This is a genomic window from Vreelandella boliviensis LC1 (assembly GCF_000236035.1).
Lineage (GTDB): Bacteria > Pseudomonadota > Gammaproteobacteria > Pseudomonadales > Halomonadaceae > Vreelandella > Vreelandella boliviensis.
Genome location: NZ_JH393257.1, coordinates 1,799,716 through 1,813,496, shown reverse-complemented (window position 1 = coordinate 1,813,496; position 13,781 = coordinate 1,799,716). Strand labels below are relative to the sequence as shown.

Here is a 13,781-nt window from a genome sequence, read left to right as displayed (position 1 = left end):
GGCGGCAATACAGTCAGCCTTAACTCTCACCGGATATTCCCTTCCCCCACTGCCCAACGCCTTCCGCAATTAAGCTTAACTGGCGAACCACCAATGCACCGGTCTCTTCATTGCCCCCGGTTAATTGCCGACGTTGGAACTCACGCTTGATATCATCCCAGCGCTGCTTTTCCGCTTCGCTCAAGGTGCCCCGAAGCTCTTTCAGCTTGAGCAGATTCTCTTCGGCGCCCTGGGTTAATAGCTGCGCTTCGCCGACGTAGTGGTCATCAATGATCGCTTCAAGCTCGTCGTCGCTGAGGATCGGCGACATTTTCTCCGCCAAGCGATTCATATTGCGGTAGCTACCCTGCAACCGGAAAGAGGGTTCGGTGCGGTACTCATCGGCCTGGGCGCTGGAGGCGATATACTGCTGATTAACGCGCAGCACCACTTCACGGGCTTTAAACATGTTCTTCAGCACCGCAACGATCTCTTCGCGCTCTGCGGCGCTATAGTCGTGCTCAAAGTCAGTGCTCGGCACCTCCCGGCCCATGGCGATATCCACAAAGCGGTAGAAGTCGTCCATGCCCCGCGTTGCCAAAGAGGCAAGCACCGTATTGGCGCTCATGGCGTTCTCGATATAGGAGAGCGCAAAGACCTCCTCCATGCCACTCAACACATCGCCCAGGTTATAAACATCGGCGCGGTTGGCCAGCATGTCGGGCACTTTAAACACGTCGCCGCTTTCGGTGTAGGGGTTACCCGCCATGGCGATACAGAAGCGCTTACCGCGCATATCGTAGGTCTTGGTACGTCCGTTCCAGATACCGTCTACCCGCCGGCTGCCGTCACATAGCGAGATAAACTTCTGCAAAAACTCCGGGTGAGTATGCTGAATATCATCCAGATAGAGCATCACGTTGTTGCCCATCTCAAACGCCAAGTTCAGCTTAATCAGCTCGGCCCGGGCGGTGGAGTGGGTAGCCGCTTCTGGGTCTAGCGAGGTCACATCATGGCCAAGGCTGGGGCAGTTAATCTTCATAAAGATCAGCCCCAGGCGGTTCGCCACATACTCCATCAGGGTGGTTTTACCGTAGCCGGGGGGCGAGATCATCATCAGCAAACCGCTATTATCCGTTCGCCGCGTGTCGCCTACCGTGCCCATCTGCTTAGCCAGGTTATCGCCAATAATGGGCAGGTAGCTTTCGGTAATCAGCTTGTTGCGCACAAAGGAGTTCAGCGGTTTGGGCAGATACTCTTCGAGCCTCAAGCGTTCACGCTGCTCGCGTAAAATCAGTTGGCGGCGCTCTTGCAGTGCCGTCCAGTCGCGTATCACGACCTGCTCATGGTGGCGCAGCCGCTCCTGAAAGTCGTCCAGCTGAAGCGTGAGCTCCTGCTGCTCAAGCCGCCCGTGCTGGCCCAGCAAGCCGGTAATGGTGAAGGCTAGCTCGACATTATGGGGCGCGGTGGCTAACCGATCCGCCGTGTTGAGCATGGCTATCGCTTCAGGCAGGTAGTGCAGCAATGCCTCTTGCTTGGCTTGCCCCGCGTGGGCCTGCAGCCAATGGGAAGTGATCACCCAGCGTGCGCCAGGGTTGCCCGCCACCACCGCCAAGGCCTCTTGGAAATGTGCGTAGTGGCCCTGCTGCTGCATGGAAGTGGTAAAGCTCTCTACCAAGCTAGCAGCGTACTGAGTGACCGGAAAACGCTCGCCCTCTTCCGCCAGCTGGCGCACCAGAAAGTCAGTGGCACTGCTTATCTCACTCACCGAGCAGTTGATCTGTTGGGCTGATACAAAAGCGCCAAGCTGCGGCTGTACTTCCTGGATCAAGGCGTTGAGCAGATCCTCGTTATTCATAATGCGGCACAGAATGCCCGCCGAGAGACAACGGGCACGCAGGTTACGGGTCGCCTCTTCATCATGAATACGGGCGGCCCAGAACAACATCGCCAGCCCCCGGGGCAGTGGCCCAAAGCCTAGCAAACCGGCACTTTGGCGAGCTGGCCACAGGGTGCGTACGATGAGCGCAGCGTCGTGGTCGTGGATACCTTTTTCGTAGCTTTCGCGATAACGCGGCGAGGCAAAATTGGCTATCTGACGCTGCAGCTCGCTGAAATCTTCCACATTAAGTGGCTTGGCACCGGGCTGCGCCAGCTCGCCCATAAAGCGGTAGGCAAGGTACTCGGCGCGATAAACAGCGGGGCTTTCGGAAGGCAGCAGCATCCCCCAGTAGTCTTGCAGTTCGGTCAGCCGCTCGTCTTCCAGCGGCTCGTAATACTGGGTGCCCGTCAGGTGCAGCATGATGCGCTCCTGGCGCGGCACCAGGGTTAAATCGAGATGCTGCTGGTTGACGCTGAAGCGGTGGCGCGGCCCTAAGCGAATAACATCGCCACCGGATTCATAGATATCGGAACGGTCGCGCACGCTACGCATGGCGGCGTCTTGAGAGGAGCGCAGGCGCCCGGCGATATCGTCCGCCTCAAGATTGCCGCCCATCTCGCGTAGCTCGTCGACCATGCTACGCACTTTGCCCACCATGGCATCCGCCGCGAAGAAGCTATGCAGCTCTTCCAGGGTTTCAAAGCGCTCTGTGCGGCGCTCCACATTGGCCAGGATTCGCTGACTGGCGTCGGTCAGAGTAGAAACGCGGCGTTGACGCTCGTCCTGCAGCTGCTGGCGGCGTGCTTCGATGCTTTCGTGGGCGCTTTCACGCTGCTCAAGAATGGTGGTCAAAAATTCATCAAACTCACCGAACTGACTCTCCAACTCCTGGAGTTGGTCGAGTATCCGGGTCATTAGCTGATCGCAGTCGTCGGGCTCCCGCAGCGCGCCGACACCGTTGGCCAGGCTCTGCTCAAACAGGCGAATCTGGGCCGCGAACTGCGCCTGGGCCTCTGCACTGCCCTGCTCTCTTAAACGGATCTCTGCTTCGGAGCGCTGCTGATTAATCGAGGCGTAGATGCTGGAGATATTCTCGGTGATCCGCGTCTGCTCGATAGCATCACCGCCGGACATCGACGACAGCAGCCCTTGGATCATATCCAGGCCCGAGGTCAATTCGCGGTAACGCCCTACGCACTCCGCCAGCTGCTGGCGATTTTCCGCCTCGCCTACCTGCTCTTTTAACGCCGCCAGGGTTTCCCGGTAACCGTCCAAGGCTTCAGGCTGGGCAAGAAAGCTGAAGGTCTGCTGGGTCAGCGACTGCTCCGCTTTATCCAGCGCTTGCTCTAACGCTTGCAAACGCTCTTCATCCAGGTAGCGGCGCTCGCGCAGCGCCATGAGCCGGCCACGATGGTCGCGTAGATGTTTCAGGTAGGTGACGAATAGATCGGGGGTTTTCCAACTACTGGGCTTGAGCTCCCGCAGCAGCGCCGCCTGCTGTTTCTCAACCTCGTCTAGCGCCTGAGCAGTCTGAGCACGAATCGCCTGAACTTTCTCATACTCATCAAGCATCAGTTCAGCGGTGTGCTTTAGCTGTTCAAGCGCGGCGTGAATGGCTTGAAAGTCAGCTTCGCCAATCCAGTGGAATTGATTCAGCGTGCGGTCGACCCGACGAATAATGGCGTTAAAGTGCCGCTCGGACGCCTGCTTCTCGTTAGCAAGTTGCACGATACTATTAAGCTCGGCAATGCCACGCACCAGATCAGGATTGCCGATTCGGCCTAGTGGCGTGTCGTTACGCACCTCATCCTGGGCATGGAAGCGCTCCGACATAAAGGGCGTTGCCCATACCTGGATGGGGTGAACCAGCGTCGGCTCATCTTCGGCATAAAAAATCGCCAGATGGCCGTTTTCAAGTATCGCCGCTCCATGCCCCACCATGGGGGTATCGACCTGCTTGCGGATCAAGTTGTAGCGATAAAGCACCACCTGCCCGGTTTGTGGCGCGTAGAAGATATACAGAACATCTTCGCCGTTTGGCGAGCGCACCATGCGCTTGAAACGCAGGTCCTCCTCGGGCACTTCGTAGGTGGTCAACTCTCCAGAGTTCAAGTAGTAGCCCGAAGGAAATATCAGGCCATGATTTTCCGGCAGTTCAACCACCGAGCCCGCCATGGCATCAACGCGTTTAACATGCTGCTCTGCACGATTAAAAACATAGTAGCGCCACTGTTTCTCATTGAAGGGCAAAATGCGGATCAGCACCACCGCGCCGAGATCAGCATACTCAAAGCTGGCATCATCCAGCGATTGGGAGTCTGACTCCACCGGGTCGGCAAATACACCCTCGCCGCTGCTGGTGTTGTTCTCAATCTTAAAGGTAATGTTGCCGCGCAGGTTATCGACAAAAACAGTATCGAGAATATTCAGGTGGGGCGCACGGCCCTGCTCCTGCATGTCCCGGCCCGCTGTTTGCCACGCGAAAGCGAAGCGATCCGGAAAGGCCAGGTCGCGCTCACCGCGGTTATCGATATAGCGGCTCACCTCCCCCCCGGCGGCCAACTCCCAGCGGAAGACGCGTAGGTCGCTAAGCTTTTCCCCTATTTGAAAAGCGATCAGCAGTTTGTTGTTAAGGGTGACCAGTTGAACCAGCGTGGCATGGCTATAGTATTTTTGGAGTTCTTTGAAATCTTGAACAAAGCGGCTCTCGGTGAGGAAGCTATCCGCCATCGGCGCTTCGCTTAACTCCAGCCCCTCTTCGTCGTCTTTGAGGTAGTAGAGCGCAAAGATATCGCTCGCCTCAAGCTCTTTACGCAACCCTAATTGAACATTGAAGCCAAACAAGATTTGCTCACCAATACGCACCATATCGCGGGCAATGGCGTTATTTTCGGTGCGTACCCGGGCTCTCCCCAGCAGCGCCATGCTACTACTTCCGAAAACGTCAGCGCGGGCTGCGTTCAGCTCTCCGATCGAAGCGCCCAGCTCGCCGCCCTGGGTTCTCAACCGCCGCTGAATCGTCTCGAATGCGGTGCTTTCTCTGACGATATTTTCAACCGAAGAGTGCTCCTTCGACATAGTGTTCATCCTGAAAAAGTGCTCACTAGAAATAGCAAAGACCGCAATGGGGTAACAGTTGCGGTCTTAGGGCTTGTACGAAAAGTCACCGGCTGCTTAGTACGAGACTACCGGTAAGGGTGAGGCGGCTCTCCCCTTCGAGAGCCGCCCAGCCTTTAGGCAGACTCGGAAGACTTGCCTGGGTTCATAGCACGGCTCGCCAAGCCTGCCAGCGTGGCTTGCAGCGCGGGCGACTTATCGAGCACGCCTTGTACTGCTTTACCGTAGCCTAGCCCGGCGGTGAGTTTTTCAAACACATCGCTATCGCCGCCAATCAGTTCAAACTTGGCATTGTGCATCGCGGCAGCCATGACTTTGCCATTTTCGAGCATACCGATGCGCTGGGCTTCGATTTGCGCCATGACTTCTTTCTCGTGGACTTCCAGGTTCATGCGGAACTCTTCGAAGTGGCGAGCCTCTTCGGACATATTGTCGTAAGCGCGCAGCTTCTCGACCAAGCCATTGGCTTCGGCTTTGGCCATTGCTTCACGTGCCTGTGCTTTCGCGGCACCCAGTTTCTCCTCGCCCATCGCCTCGGCTTCAAGGCGCTGTTCAAGAATACGTACTTCCGCCAGTCCAGCATCTTCGTCGGCTTTCGCATTGGCCGTTTTAACCTCGGCCTGGGCAAAGCCTTCGCTACGCTGGGCGTGAGCACGGGCTTCCAGTACCTGTGCTTCGGCTAAGCCATCTGCCGCGGCAAGGGCTTGATGACCGCGCGCCTGCTTCTCTTCTGCGGCGGATTTCTTCTCTGCCGCGTCCAGCTCGGCTTGCGCGCGAATAACCGTTTCTTCCGCTTCCAGTTTGGAGCGCTCAAACACCGCTTCTGCCGCGCGTACTTCTTTCAGTTTGCGCTCTTCGGCTTCGGCTTGAGCGGCGGTCAGGCGAGTGACCTTCTGGCGCTCTGCTTCAGCACGGTTACGCACATCGTTAATGTTCTCTTCTTCTTCCGCCACGCTGCGTTCAACCGCAATACGCTGACTGGTAATTTCGGCAATCTCTTTGCGCTCCTCTTCTAGCGCTTTTTCCATGCCGATTCGTTCAATTTCTACCGCGCGCTCACGGGTAACGTCCTCAAGCTCTTTGGCCTGACGAATCCGCACCTCTTCGATCTGTACTGCACGCTCGCGGGCCTTGGTGGCCATTTCGATCTGGCGCTGCTTGTTCTCATCGGCAATCGCCAGTTCTTCGTCGGTTTTAATCCGCGCGGCTTCGCTTTTCGCACGCTCTTGCTGAAGCACTTGTTCAGCTTCGGACTGTTCACGCGATTGCAGGCTTTCGATTTCACGACGCTGGCGCGCTTCGGCATCGGCCTGAGTGCGCTCCAGCTCTAACGCGGCTTCACGAGCGGAGACATTCTTACGCTGAATTTCTAGTTCTTGGTCGCGCTCTAGGCGGTTGGTTTCAACGTTGTGCCGAGCGGTAATCTCGGTAATACATTTGATGCCTTCTGAATCCAGAATATTGTTCGGATCCAGCGAGCTTTTCGGCGTTTGCTCTAAATAATCAATCGCAACGTCTTCGAGAATATAGCCATTCAGGTCTTGGCCAATCGTCTCAACGATGGCATCGCGGAACTGCTGACGCTCTTCGAAGAGTTGCATGAAGTCCATCTTTTTACCGACGGTCTTCAATGCTTCGCTGAACTTGGCGTTAAACAACTCGTTAACGGCATCACGATCTGACGCACGGCCAACACCAACGGATTTAGCAACGCGCAAGACATCATCGGCGGTGGCATTGACACGCAGGTAAAACGCCACGCTGATGTCAGCACGAAGGTTGTCACGGCAGATCAACCCCTCTTTCCCAGTACGGTTCAGCTCCAGGGTGATCACCGAGATCTTCATGGTTTCCGAACGGTGAACAACGGGCAGCACCATAGCGCCGGTAAAGTAAACCTTGGGAGTTGTGGAAAGGTCATTGACGATCAATGCCTGCCCTTGGTCGATCTTCCGATAAAAGGCTTTAAACAGTGACAGTATTACAAGCAGTGCAATAACAAGTACACAGACACTAACCAGTAGTGGCATGATCCACGACAAATCCATCTTCATCTCCTGCACCAAGGCAATTAATCGGCTAAGCCGGCTTCAAAATCTTTCTCAGATACCACCCAGTACGCATCTTCATTTACCAAGTATTGAATGATGATGGCTCGCTCACCCCGCACCAACGCTGAGTCGCTTCGCACTTGTAAAATAAGATGGTCACCATCGATATGTGCATCGGCGCGGCCTTTCTCTTTGTTCACCGCTGCCGAGCGAACGGTGCATTGCTTACCTGTCAGTCGCTGCTCAATTGGCAGGTGTTGAGCGGGATGGAAGAGGGGCCGCAAAGGACGAATTAGTAAGGAAGTTACGATAGTGGCAACTACAAAACCTAGAACCAGCACAACGCCATTAAACAGCCACAGTAACAAGCCTGGGTTAAGGTACGTTCCCAGGAGCAGCGTAGCGAAGTAGCTAAACAGCCAGCCGATCAATGCCAACAGCGTAATCACTAACGGTAGGGGAACGCCGTGCAAGCCTAGCGTTGCCAGTAAGCCCCCAAAATCCAACGCGCCACCATCGCCCTCTACGGCATCGCTATCAACTAAACCGGATAACGAAATTAGCCAGTAAATAACGGCAACACTTAGCAAAATCGTAAAAATGACGGTAGGAAAGGTAGTGATAATAGAAATAAATAGAGGCATACGCCTGAAACCCAATGAGGCTAAATACAAACGCCATCACTACTGAATGACGCCATGCGTAACTACCCCTTTTCATTTTTCTGAGAAAGGGCGCTTTTATAAAAAGCAGTCTTAACTCGACGCCATTTATCTTATTGCTCTTACAAAGACTGACTACACTAGCAAAGCCAAGAAAAACTACAGCATCCACTAAGAAAATCAATTCAGTCAGCGGTTTTTAAGAGATCTCTTACAAAACCAATAGCGAATGTCTTACAAAATCCAGTTTTTTGGCAGTTAGGACTGATCACCAACGTCGAAGCGGTGTGCAAACAAAGAAAACTTGGCTAGGGCGTTTACTGTCGCTTTCGCTCATCTAACCGAGCGATGAGCCCAGGCCAACGGGCAATCACCGCGACAACCACAACGGCAAACAGCAGCCGTCCCCACAAGACGCCCGCCACGTCAGCCCCGAGCATTAAGATCAATAGCGTATCCTCTATAACGCTATGGCAGAGGCCGAGAAAGCATAGCGCTAGCGTGCTATCGCGCTTGCCAAGCACACCGTTTTGCACGTCACGGATCAACAGTCCTGCGCCGTAGCTAAGCCCCAGCGTGAACCCAATCACCGTTACGTTAGCGGCCGAACGGCCAATGCCCAATAGCTTGAGTAGCGGTTGTAAAGCAAAATGAATCCATCGCTCCAGGCCAAATTTTTTCAGCAGTTTTATCAGCACGATCAGCGCTAAAATAATCACAAAAATAAGCGCTAATGTTTCAAGCTGAGCAACTGACCAACCAATTAGCGTTGGTTCCGATGAAAGGCTTGGCTGCCATATCAGCTCAACGGGTGTCTGCAGCAAACCAAACGTTGAGTAAAAACAGTGTAACAACCAAGCAAACAGTAAAGCCCCACCGACACGCAGGACTAACGTGGCCCACCAGGGCACTCCCGCCCGCTTGGCAACCGCTCCCTCCACAGGGATCGAGTGCCCTACCAGCATTAACGCCCCTAACACCGTTACTTGCTCGACACTCAAGGGCATATCACCAGCAACTTGAAAAAATACCGCAATGGCGGTGTACAAGTTGGTAAAGAGCGCCGCCGCCCATACAACGCCCAACTGCTCGGGTAGACCAAGTACGCTCATTAAGGGGGCCAGTACCGTTCCCAACCAATCGACAACACCCAACCACTCTAACCCTTTGACGATGAGCAACGCCGGAATCAGGATTTTGAGTAGCGTCACGTATACCCGCAGCGCGTCTTTGAGAACACTACATAAGCCATCCAATAGGTGATAAATGCTCATAGGCCTCTAACTCTCCATTGCCATCGTCTGAATAAACGTTATGGTAAAGGAGGCAATGCAGAATCTTCTTTTCAATGCCGCATTAACAATCACTATTCGTTCTTTATGAGCATAGAAAGAGCATTTTATTTCATGGACGCCATTGATCGAAGAATCCTTGACCAGCTTCAGCGTGACGCCAGCCTAACCAATCAAGCGCTCGCAGATGAGATAGGGCTCTCTCCCTCTGCCTGTTTAAAGCGGGTTAAGCGATTGCGCGACGCGGGGATCATCGAACGGGAGGTGGCACTGCTTAACCCTAACGCTCTTGGGCAGTGCCTGCATATGGTGGTGGAGGTGACGATGGAGCGAGATAACAAGTCGCTCTATCAGCGCTTTTTAACATCAGCGCTAAGCGCCCCTGAAGTGAAGCAGTGCTATCAGGTGACCGGCGAGTGTGATTTTGTATTGATTGTGACGGTGGCTGATTTAGATGAATACGACCGCTTCTGCGACCGCGTCCTGTATAACGATGACAATCTGCGCAAGTTCCGTACGTTACTGTCGCGTAAGCGGCATAAGTTTGATACGTCGGTACCGATGGAAAGTTTACTCTCTACATAGCGAGATTTACTCTGCTAGGGCGATGGGGTACGTCAGCCAGCCGGTGGGCAACTCATGGCCCTGCCAGTGGGCAAGTACCGCCTGGCTTGCCGGGAATAACGGCGTGGGGAACGCACCTGGACTGAACCAGCGCCATTGCGTAAATACGTCGGGCTCAAGCACTAATGCTTCAGCGTCCTGCTCCACGTTGGCGAGTACTGCACCTGTCACTACAGAGGCTGCACTATTCAAGTTCTGGGTTATCGCCAGCAACTGCGGACGCTGCAGCTCGGAAATGCTCGTCTCTTCAGCAATTTCGCGAACAGCCGCCGTCTTAAATGACTCGCCCGCATCAACATGGCCACCCGGCAGACACCAGCTTGGCGACTCGCCGGGCTTATCGCGGTAGCCAAGCAGCACTGCTCCATCAGGCCGGACAAGAATAGCGCCAACGCCGATAACAGGCTGTCCGATATTGTCCATCATCACCCCCATTTTCAGATCAGTCAGAGCACTTAGGTAAAACTTAAGCCGTCAGCCCAATCCCGCGCAAAATCACCGAAGTAACCGACTGCACGGCTTTCTCGAACTGCAGGTCGTCCAGCGGCTGGTCGTCGTTGAGCAGGTAGATTTGGTAGTCGAAGTCGGCGTAGTGCTGGGTGGAGGCCCAGATCATATAAAGGAGGTAAGAAGGCTCGACGGGATTGATCTGACCTGACTCGACCCATTCGCTAATTTTAGACTCTTTGAGTTTGGCCCATTCGTAAAGGTTGTCGCGTAGGCGCTCTTTCAGAATAGGGGCGCCTTGCATCACCTCGGCCGCCCATACCTTAGAGCCGTGGGCGCGATTACGGGAGTGGTTCATCTTGGCGCGAATGTAGGTGGAGAGCACCACGCGGGGGTCATCGTAGAGCTCAAAGCACAGCGCGTCCTGCTTCCAGACCTCTAACAGCTCCAATAACACATCTTGGTAGAGCGCTTTTTTGGTGGAGAAGTAGTAGTGCACATTGGACTTAGGAATATCGGCCAACTGGGCGATTTCCCCCATGGAGGCACCGGCGTAGCCTTTTTCGGCAAATAGCTGCTCCGCCGCTAAGAGAATCTTCTTAACGTTGGTCTGGCGAATTTCGTCCTGGGTTCTTGCCACGCTGCGCTCGTTCCTTACATCGAAAATAGGCACTAAATAGGCACTAAATAGGCATTAAAAAAGCACCGCCGCAGGGCGACGGTGCTGAGAAGATGTCCTATTTACCCTAGCACGTCAACTTTGATTGGCGGGAAACGAGAACTCCGCCCGGGTCGCTTCGCTAACTGACGGCCAGCGCTGGGAAACCGCTTTGCGGCGGGTGTAGAAGCGCACTGAGTCAGGGCCGTAGGCGTGAAGGTCGCCGAACAGCGAACGCTTCCAGCCACCGAAGCTGTGGTAGGCGACCGGCACTGGCAGCGGCACATTGACTCCCACCATGCCTACTTCAACGCCATCGGTAAAACGGCGGGCGGCCTCGCCATCGCGAGTGAACAGGCAGGTACCGTTGCCGTATTCGTGGCCGTTAATCAGTTGCATGGCGTCGTCCAGGCTACCGACCCGCACCACGCAAAGTACCGGCCCGAAGATCTCTTCCTGATAAATACGCATTTCCGCGGTGACGTTATCGAACAGGCAGCCACCCACGAAGTAGCCTTCCTCGTAGCCAGCGACCTGTAGATCACGACCATCAGCGACCAGCGTTGCTCCGGCGTTTACACCATCTTCGATAAAATTGAGCACTTTAGCGCGGTGCTCGGCGGTCACCAGCGGGCCCATATCCAGATCTTTTTTGGTGCCAGGGCCAACTTTTAACTGTGCGATTTTGGGCAGCATCGTTTCAACCAAGCGGTCTGCGGTCTCGTCGCCCACGCATACCGCTACCGAGATCGCCATGCAGCGTTCGCCGCAGCTACCAAACGCTGCGCCCATTAAGGTGTTGGCGGCGTTTTCCAAATCGGCATCCGGCAGTACCACGGCGTGATTCTTCGCCCCACCCAACGCCTGAACGCGCTTGCCCGCGGCGGAGCCACGCGAATAAATCGCTTCCGCTACCGGCGTAGAGCCAACAAACGAAATCGCTTTAACAGCCTTGGCATCCAGCAGCGTTTCCACTGCCTCCCGCCCGCCGTGAACTACATTCATAACGCCTTTGGGCAGCCCGGCTTCTTGAAGCAACTCCGCCACCGCCATCGCCGCCGAAGGGTCTTTCTCTGAAGGCTTCAATATGAAGGTATTACCACAGGCGATGGCCATGGGGTACATCCACAGCGGCACCATAGCGGGGAAGTTAAACGGGGTGATACCCGCGACCACGCCCAACGGCTGGAAGTTAGACCAGGCATCAATGCCCGGCCCTACGTTGTGGGAGTACTCACCTTTTAACAGCTCCGGCACGCCACAGGCGTACTCAACGTTCTCAATGCCGCGCTTGAGTTCGCCCATGGCGTCTTCAGGCGTTTTACCATGCTCTTCGCTGACTAATTGCACTAAGCGATCAGCGTTATCTTCCAACAGCTGCTTAAAGCGGTACATCACCTGGGCGCGCTTTGCAGGCGGCGTATCGCGCCAAGCGGGGAACGCCGCCTGGGCGGCGGCAATCGCACGCTCTACATCGGCGGCATCAGCGTCAGCCACTTGGCGAATCACCTTGCCCGTTGATGGGTTGGTAACATCCAGCGTGCGCTGGCTTTGCACTAATTCACCGTTAATCAGGTGGGAAACATTACTCATATTCAAACTCTCGGAAGTTTAGATCAGTCATTTACGTCAACAAAGGCTAAGTTCAAGGAGCTTAGGCTAATGAATCCAAGGTGGTCGCAACGGCGTCGAACAGCCGCTCTAGCTCGGCCTCGGTGGTGCCGAACGGAGGGCCAAACTGCAGGGTGTCGCCGCCATAGCGCACATAAAGGCCCGCTTCCCAGAGCGCCATATGGGCATCTCTTGGGCGGATAATGGGATCGCCGTCCCGGGGCGTTAGCTGAATGGCGCCTGCTAAACCGTAGTTGCGAATATCGACAACGTGGTTGCGGCCTTTCAGGGCGTGCAACTTCTGCTCAAAGGCAGGCGCAATGGCGCTTACCTGGGCGGGGAAGTTCTCACGCTCCATCATTTCTAGAGCTGCCAAGCCTGCCGCACAGGCCACCGGGTGGGCGCTGTAGGTGTAGCCATGGGGAAATTCAACGGCGTGCTGGGGGCCACCGGCGTGCATAAAGGTGTCGAAGATCTCGCTGGAGGCAATCACCGCGCCCATAGGGATGGCACCGTTAGTGATCTGTTTCGCCACGTTCATAATATCCGGCGTGACGCCAAAGGCTTCCGCACCGGTGGTTGCGCCGCTGCGCCCAAAGGCGGTGATCACTTCGTCAAAAATCAGCAGAATATCGTGGGAGGTGCAGATTTCTCGCAGCCGATCCAGATAGCCCTTTGGCGGCACAATCACCCCCGCCGAGCCGGACATCGGCTCAACAATCACCGCCGCAATAGTAGAGGCATCGTGTAGGGCGATTTGATCGAGCAGCGCATCTGCCAGCTCGGCACCGGTTTCCGCTTGGCCACGGGTGAAGGCATGGCCCGCCTGCAAGGTATGCGGTAGGTGGGTGACATCCATTAACTGGCCGTAGTGTTTAGGTTCCCCGCCGATACCGCCCAGGCTGGTACCGCCAATATTCACCCCGTGATAGCCCTTGGCACGGCCGATCATACGGGTCTTCTCCGGCTTACCTTTTAGACGCCAATACGCCTTGGCCATCTTGACCGAGGTATCGGCGGCTTCTGAACCGGAGTTGGTGAAAAACACATGATCAAGCCCAGTAGGCGTAAGGCTGGCAACCTTTTCCGCCAGTTTGAACGCCAGCGGATGGGCAAGCTGAAAGCCGGGGGCAAAATCGAGCGTGCCGAGCTGTACCGACACAGCCTTTTGGATCTCTTCGCGGTTGTGGCCCGCGCCACACGTCCACAGGCCTGACAGCGAATCGAACAGCTTACGGCCCTGGTCATCAATGTAGTAACGCCCTTCCGCCCCGGTAATCACACGCGGATTGGCGTGGAAGTCACGGTTGGCGCTAAACGGCATCCAATAGTGCTGATTAAGTGCCGCCTTATCTGGCGTATCTGTTGAGGAGGTACGCGAGGTTTCAGAGGTTGTTTTGCTTTTTATTCCAAACATGGTGTCCAGCTCCATCGTATGTGGCATGGCATCAGCATGCG

At 55.3% G+C, this 13,781-nt stretch carries 9 protein-coding genes; 1 reads left to right on the top strand and 8 read right to left on the bottom strand.

Annotated elements, in window-relative coordinates:
- Nucleotides 1-19: 19 nt before the first annotated feature.
- The 4 genes from KUC_RS08070 to KUC_RS08055 all read right to left on the bottom strand — a co-directional run bounded on the left by KUC_RS08070 (nucleotide 20) and on the right by KUC_RS08055 (nucleotide 8,965).
- Nucleotides 20-4,939 (bottom strand): DNA repair ATPase, encoded by a 4,920-nt coding sequence (locus KUC_RS08070; RefSeq protein ID WP_040479919.1) that lies wholly within the window; start codon nucleotides 4,937-4,939, stop codon nucleotides 20-22.
- 155 nt (nucleotides 4,940-5,094) lie between these two features.
- Nucleotides 5,095-7,026 (bottom strand): hypothetical protein, encoded by a 1,932-nt coding sequence (locus tag KUC_RS08065; RefSeq protein WP_040479917.1) that lies wholly within the window; start codon nucleotides 7,024-7,026, stop codon nucleotides 5,095-5,097.
- Between the two features lie 23 nt (nucleotides 7,027-7,049).
- Nucleotides 7,050-7,673, bottom strand: coding sequence for a hypothetical protein (locus KUC_RS08060; protein ID WP_007112674.1), 624 nt, complete (start codon nucleotides 7,671-7,673; stop codon nucleotides 7,050-7,052).
- A 335-nt stretch (nucleotides 7,674-8,008) separates the two neighbouring features.
- Complete coding sequence (locus tag KUC_RS08055; protein WP_007112673.1) at nucleotides 8,009-8,965, bottom strand: nucleoside recognition domain-containing protein; 957 nt, start codon at nucleotides 8,963-8,965, stop codon at nucleotides 8,009-8,011.
- Between the two features lie 132 nt (nucleotides 8,966-9,097).
- On the opposite strand from KUC_RS08055, the gene KUC_RS08050 reads away from it, so the two are divergent.
- Nucleotides 9,098-9,568, top strand: coding sequence for an Lrp/AsnC family transcriptional regulator (locus KUC_RS08050; RefSeq protein ID WP_007112672.1), 471 nt, complete (start codon nucleotides 9,098-9,100; stop codon nucleotides 9,566-9,568).
- Nucleotides 9,569-9,574: 6 nt separating this feature from the next.
- On the opposite strand, the gene KUC_RS08045 is transcribed toward KUC_RS08050, so the two are convergent.
- From KUC_RS08045 to aptA, 4 genes are all read right to left on the bottom strand, one after another.
- Nucleotides 9,575-10,030 (bottom strand): nucleotide triphosphate diphosphatase NUDT15, encoded by a 456-nt coding sequence (locus tag KUC_RS08045; RefSeq protein WP_050804819.1) that lies wholly within the window; start codon nucleotides 10,028-10,030, stop codon nucleotides 9,575-9,577.
- A gap of 43 nt (nucleotides 10,031-10,073) precedes the next feature.
- The gene (locus KUC_RS08040; RefSeq protein ID WP_040479915.1) at nucleotides 10,074-10,694 is read right to left on the bottom strand and encodes a TetR/AcrR family transcriptional regulator; all 621 of its coding nucleotides are present in this window, start codon (nucleotides 10,692-10,694) and stop codon (nucleotides 10,074-10,076) included.
- 114 nt (nucleotides 10,695-10,808) lie between these two features.
- On the bottom strand, nucleotides 10,809-12,305 hold the full coding sequence (locus KUC_RS08035) for a CoA-acylating methylmalonate-semialdehyde dehydrogenase (RefSeq protein WP_040479912.1): 1,497 nt from the start codon (nucleotides 12,303-12,305) through the stop codon (nucleotides 10,809-10,811).
- A gap of 61 nt (nucleotides 12,306-12,366) precedes the next feature.
- Nucleotides 12,367-13,740, bottom strand: a complete 1,374-nt coding sequence (gene aptA, locus KUC_RS08030) for an omega-aminotransferase AptA (protein ID WP_040479910.1) — start codon at nucleotides 13,738-13,740, stop codon at nucleotides 12,367-12,369.
- Nucleotides 13,741-13,781 lie beyond the last annotated feature (41 nt).

What these genes read in the sequence shown, in the direction of transcription:
- KUC_RS08070 (WP_040479919.1), bottom strand. Translation starts at nt 4,939, where the DNA reads ATGTCGAAGGAGCACTCTTCGGTTGAAAATATCGTCAGAGAAAGCACC.
- KUC_RS08065 (WP_040479917.1), bottom strand. Translation starts at nt 7,026, where the DNA reads ATGGATTTGTCGTGGATCATGCCACTACTGGTTAGTGTCTGTGTACTT.
- KUC_RS08060 (WP_007112674.1), bottom strand. Translation starts at nt 7,673, where the DNA reads ATGCCTCTATTTATTTCTATTATCACTACCTTTCCTACCGTCATTTTT.
- KUC_RS08055 (WP_007112673.1), bottom strand. Translation starts at nt 8,965, where the DNA reads ATGAGCATTTATCACCTATTGGATGGCTTATGTAGTGTTCTCAAAGAC.
- KUC_RS08050 (WP_007112672.1), top strand. Translation starts at nt 9,098, where the DNA reads ATGGACGCCATTGATCGAAGAATCCTTGACCAGCTTCAGCGTGACGCC.
- KUC_RS08045 (WP_050804819.1), bottom strand. Translation starts at nt 10,030, where the DNA reads ATGGACAATATCGGACAGCCTGTTATCGGCGTTGGCGCTATTCTTGTC.
- KUC_RS08035 (WP_040479912.1), bottom strand. Translation starts at nt 12,305, where the DNA reads ATGAGTAATGTTTCCCACCTGATTAACGGTGAATTAGTGCAAAGCCAG.
- aptA (WP_040479910.1), bottom strand. Translation starts at nt 13,740, where the DNA reads ATGTTTGGAATAAAAAGCAAAACAACCTCTGAAACCTCGCGTACCTCC.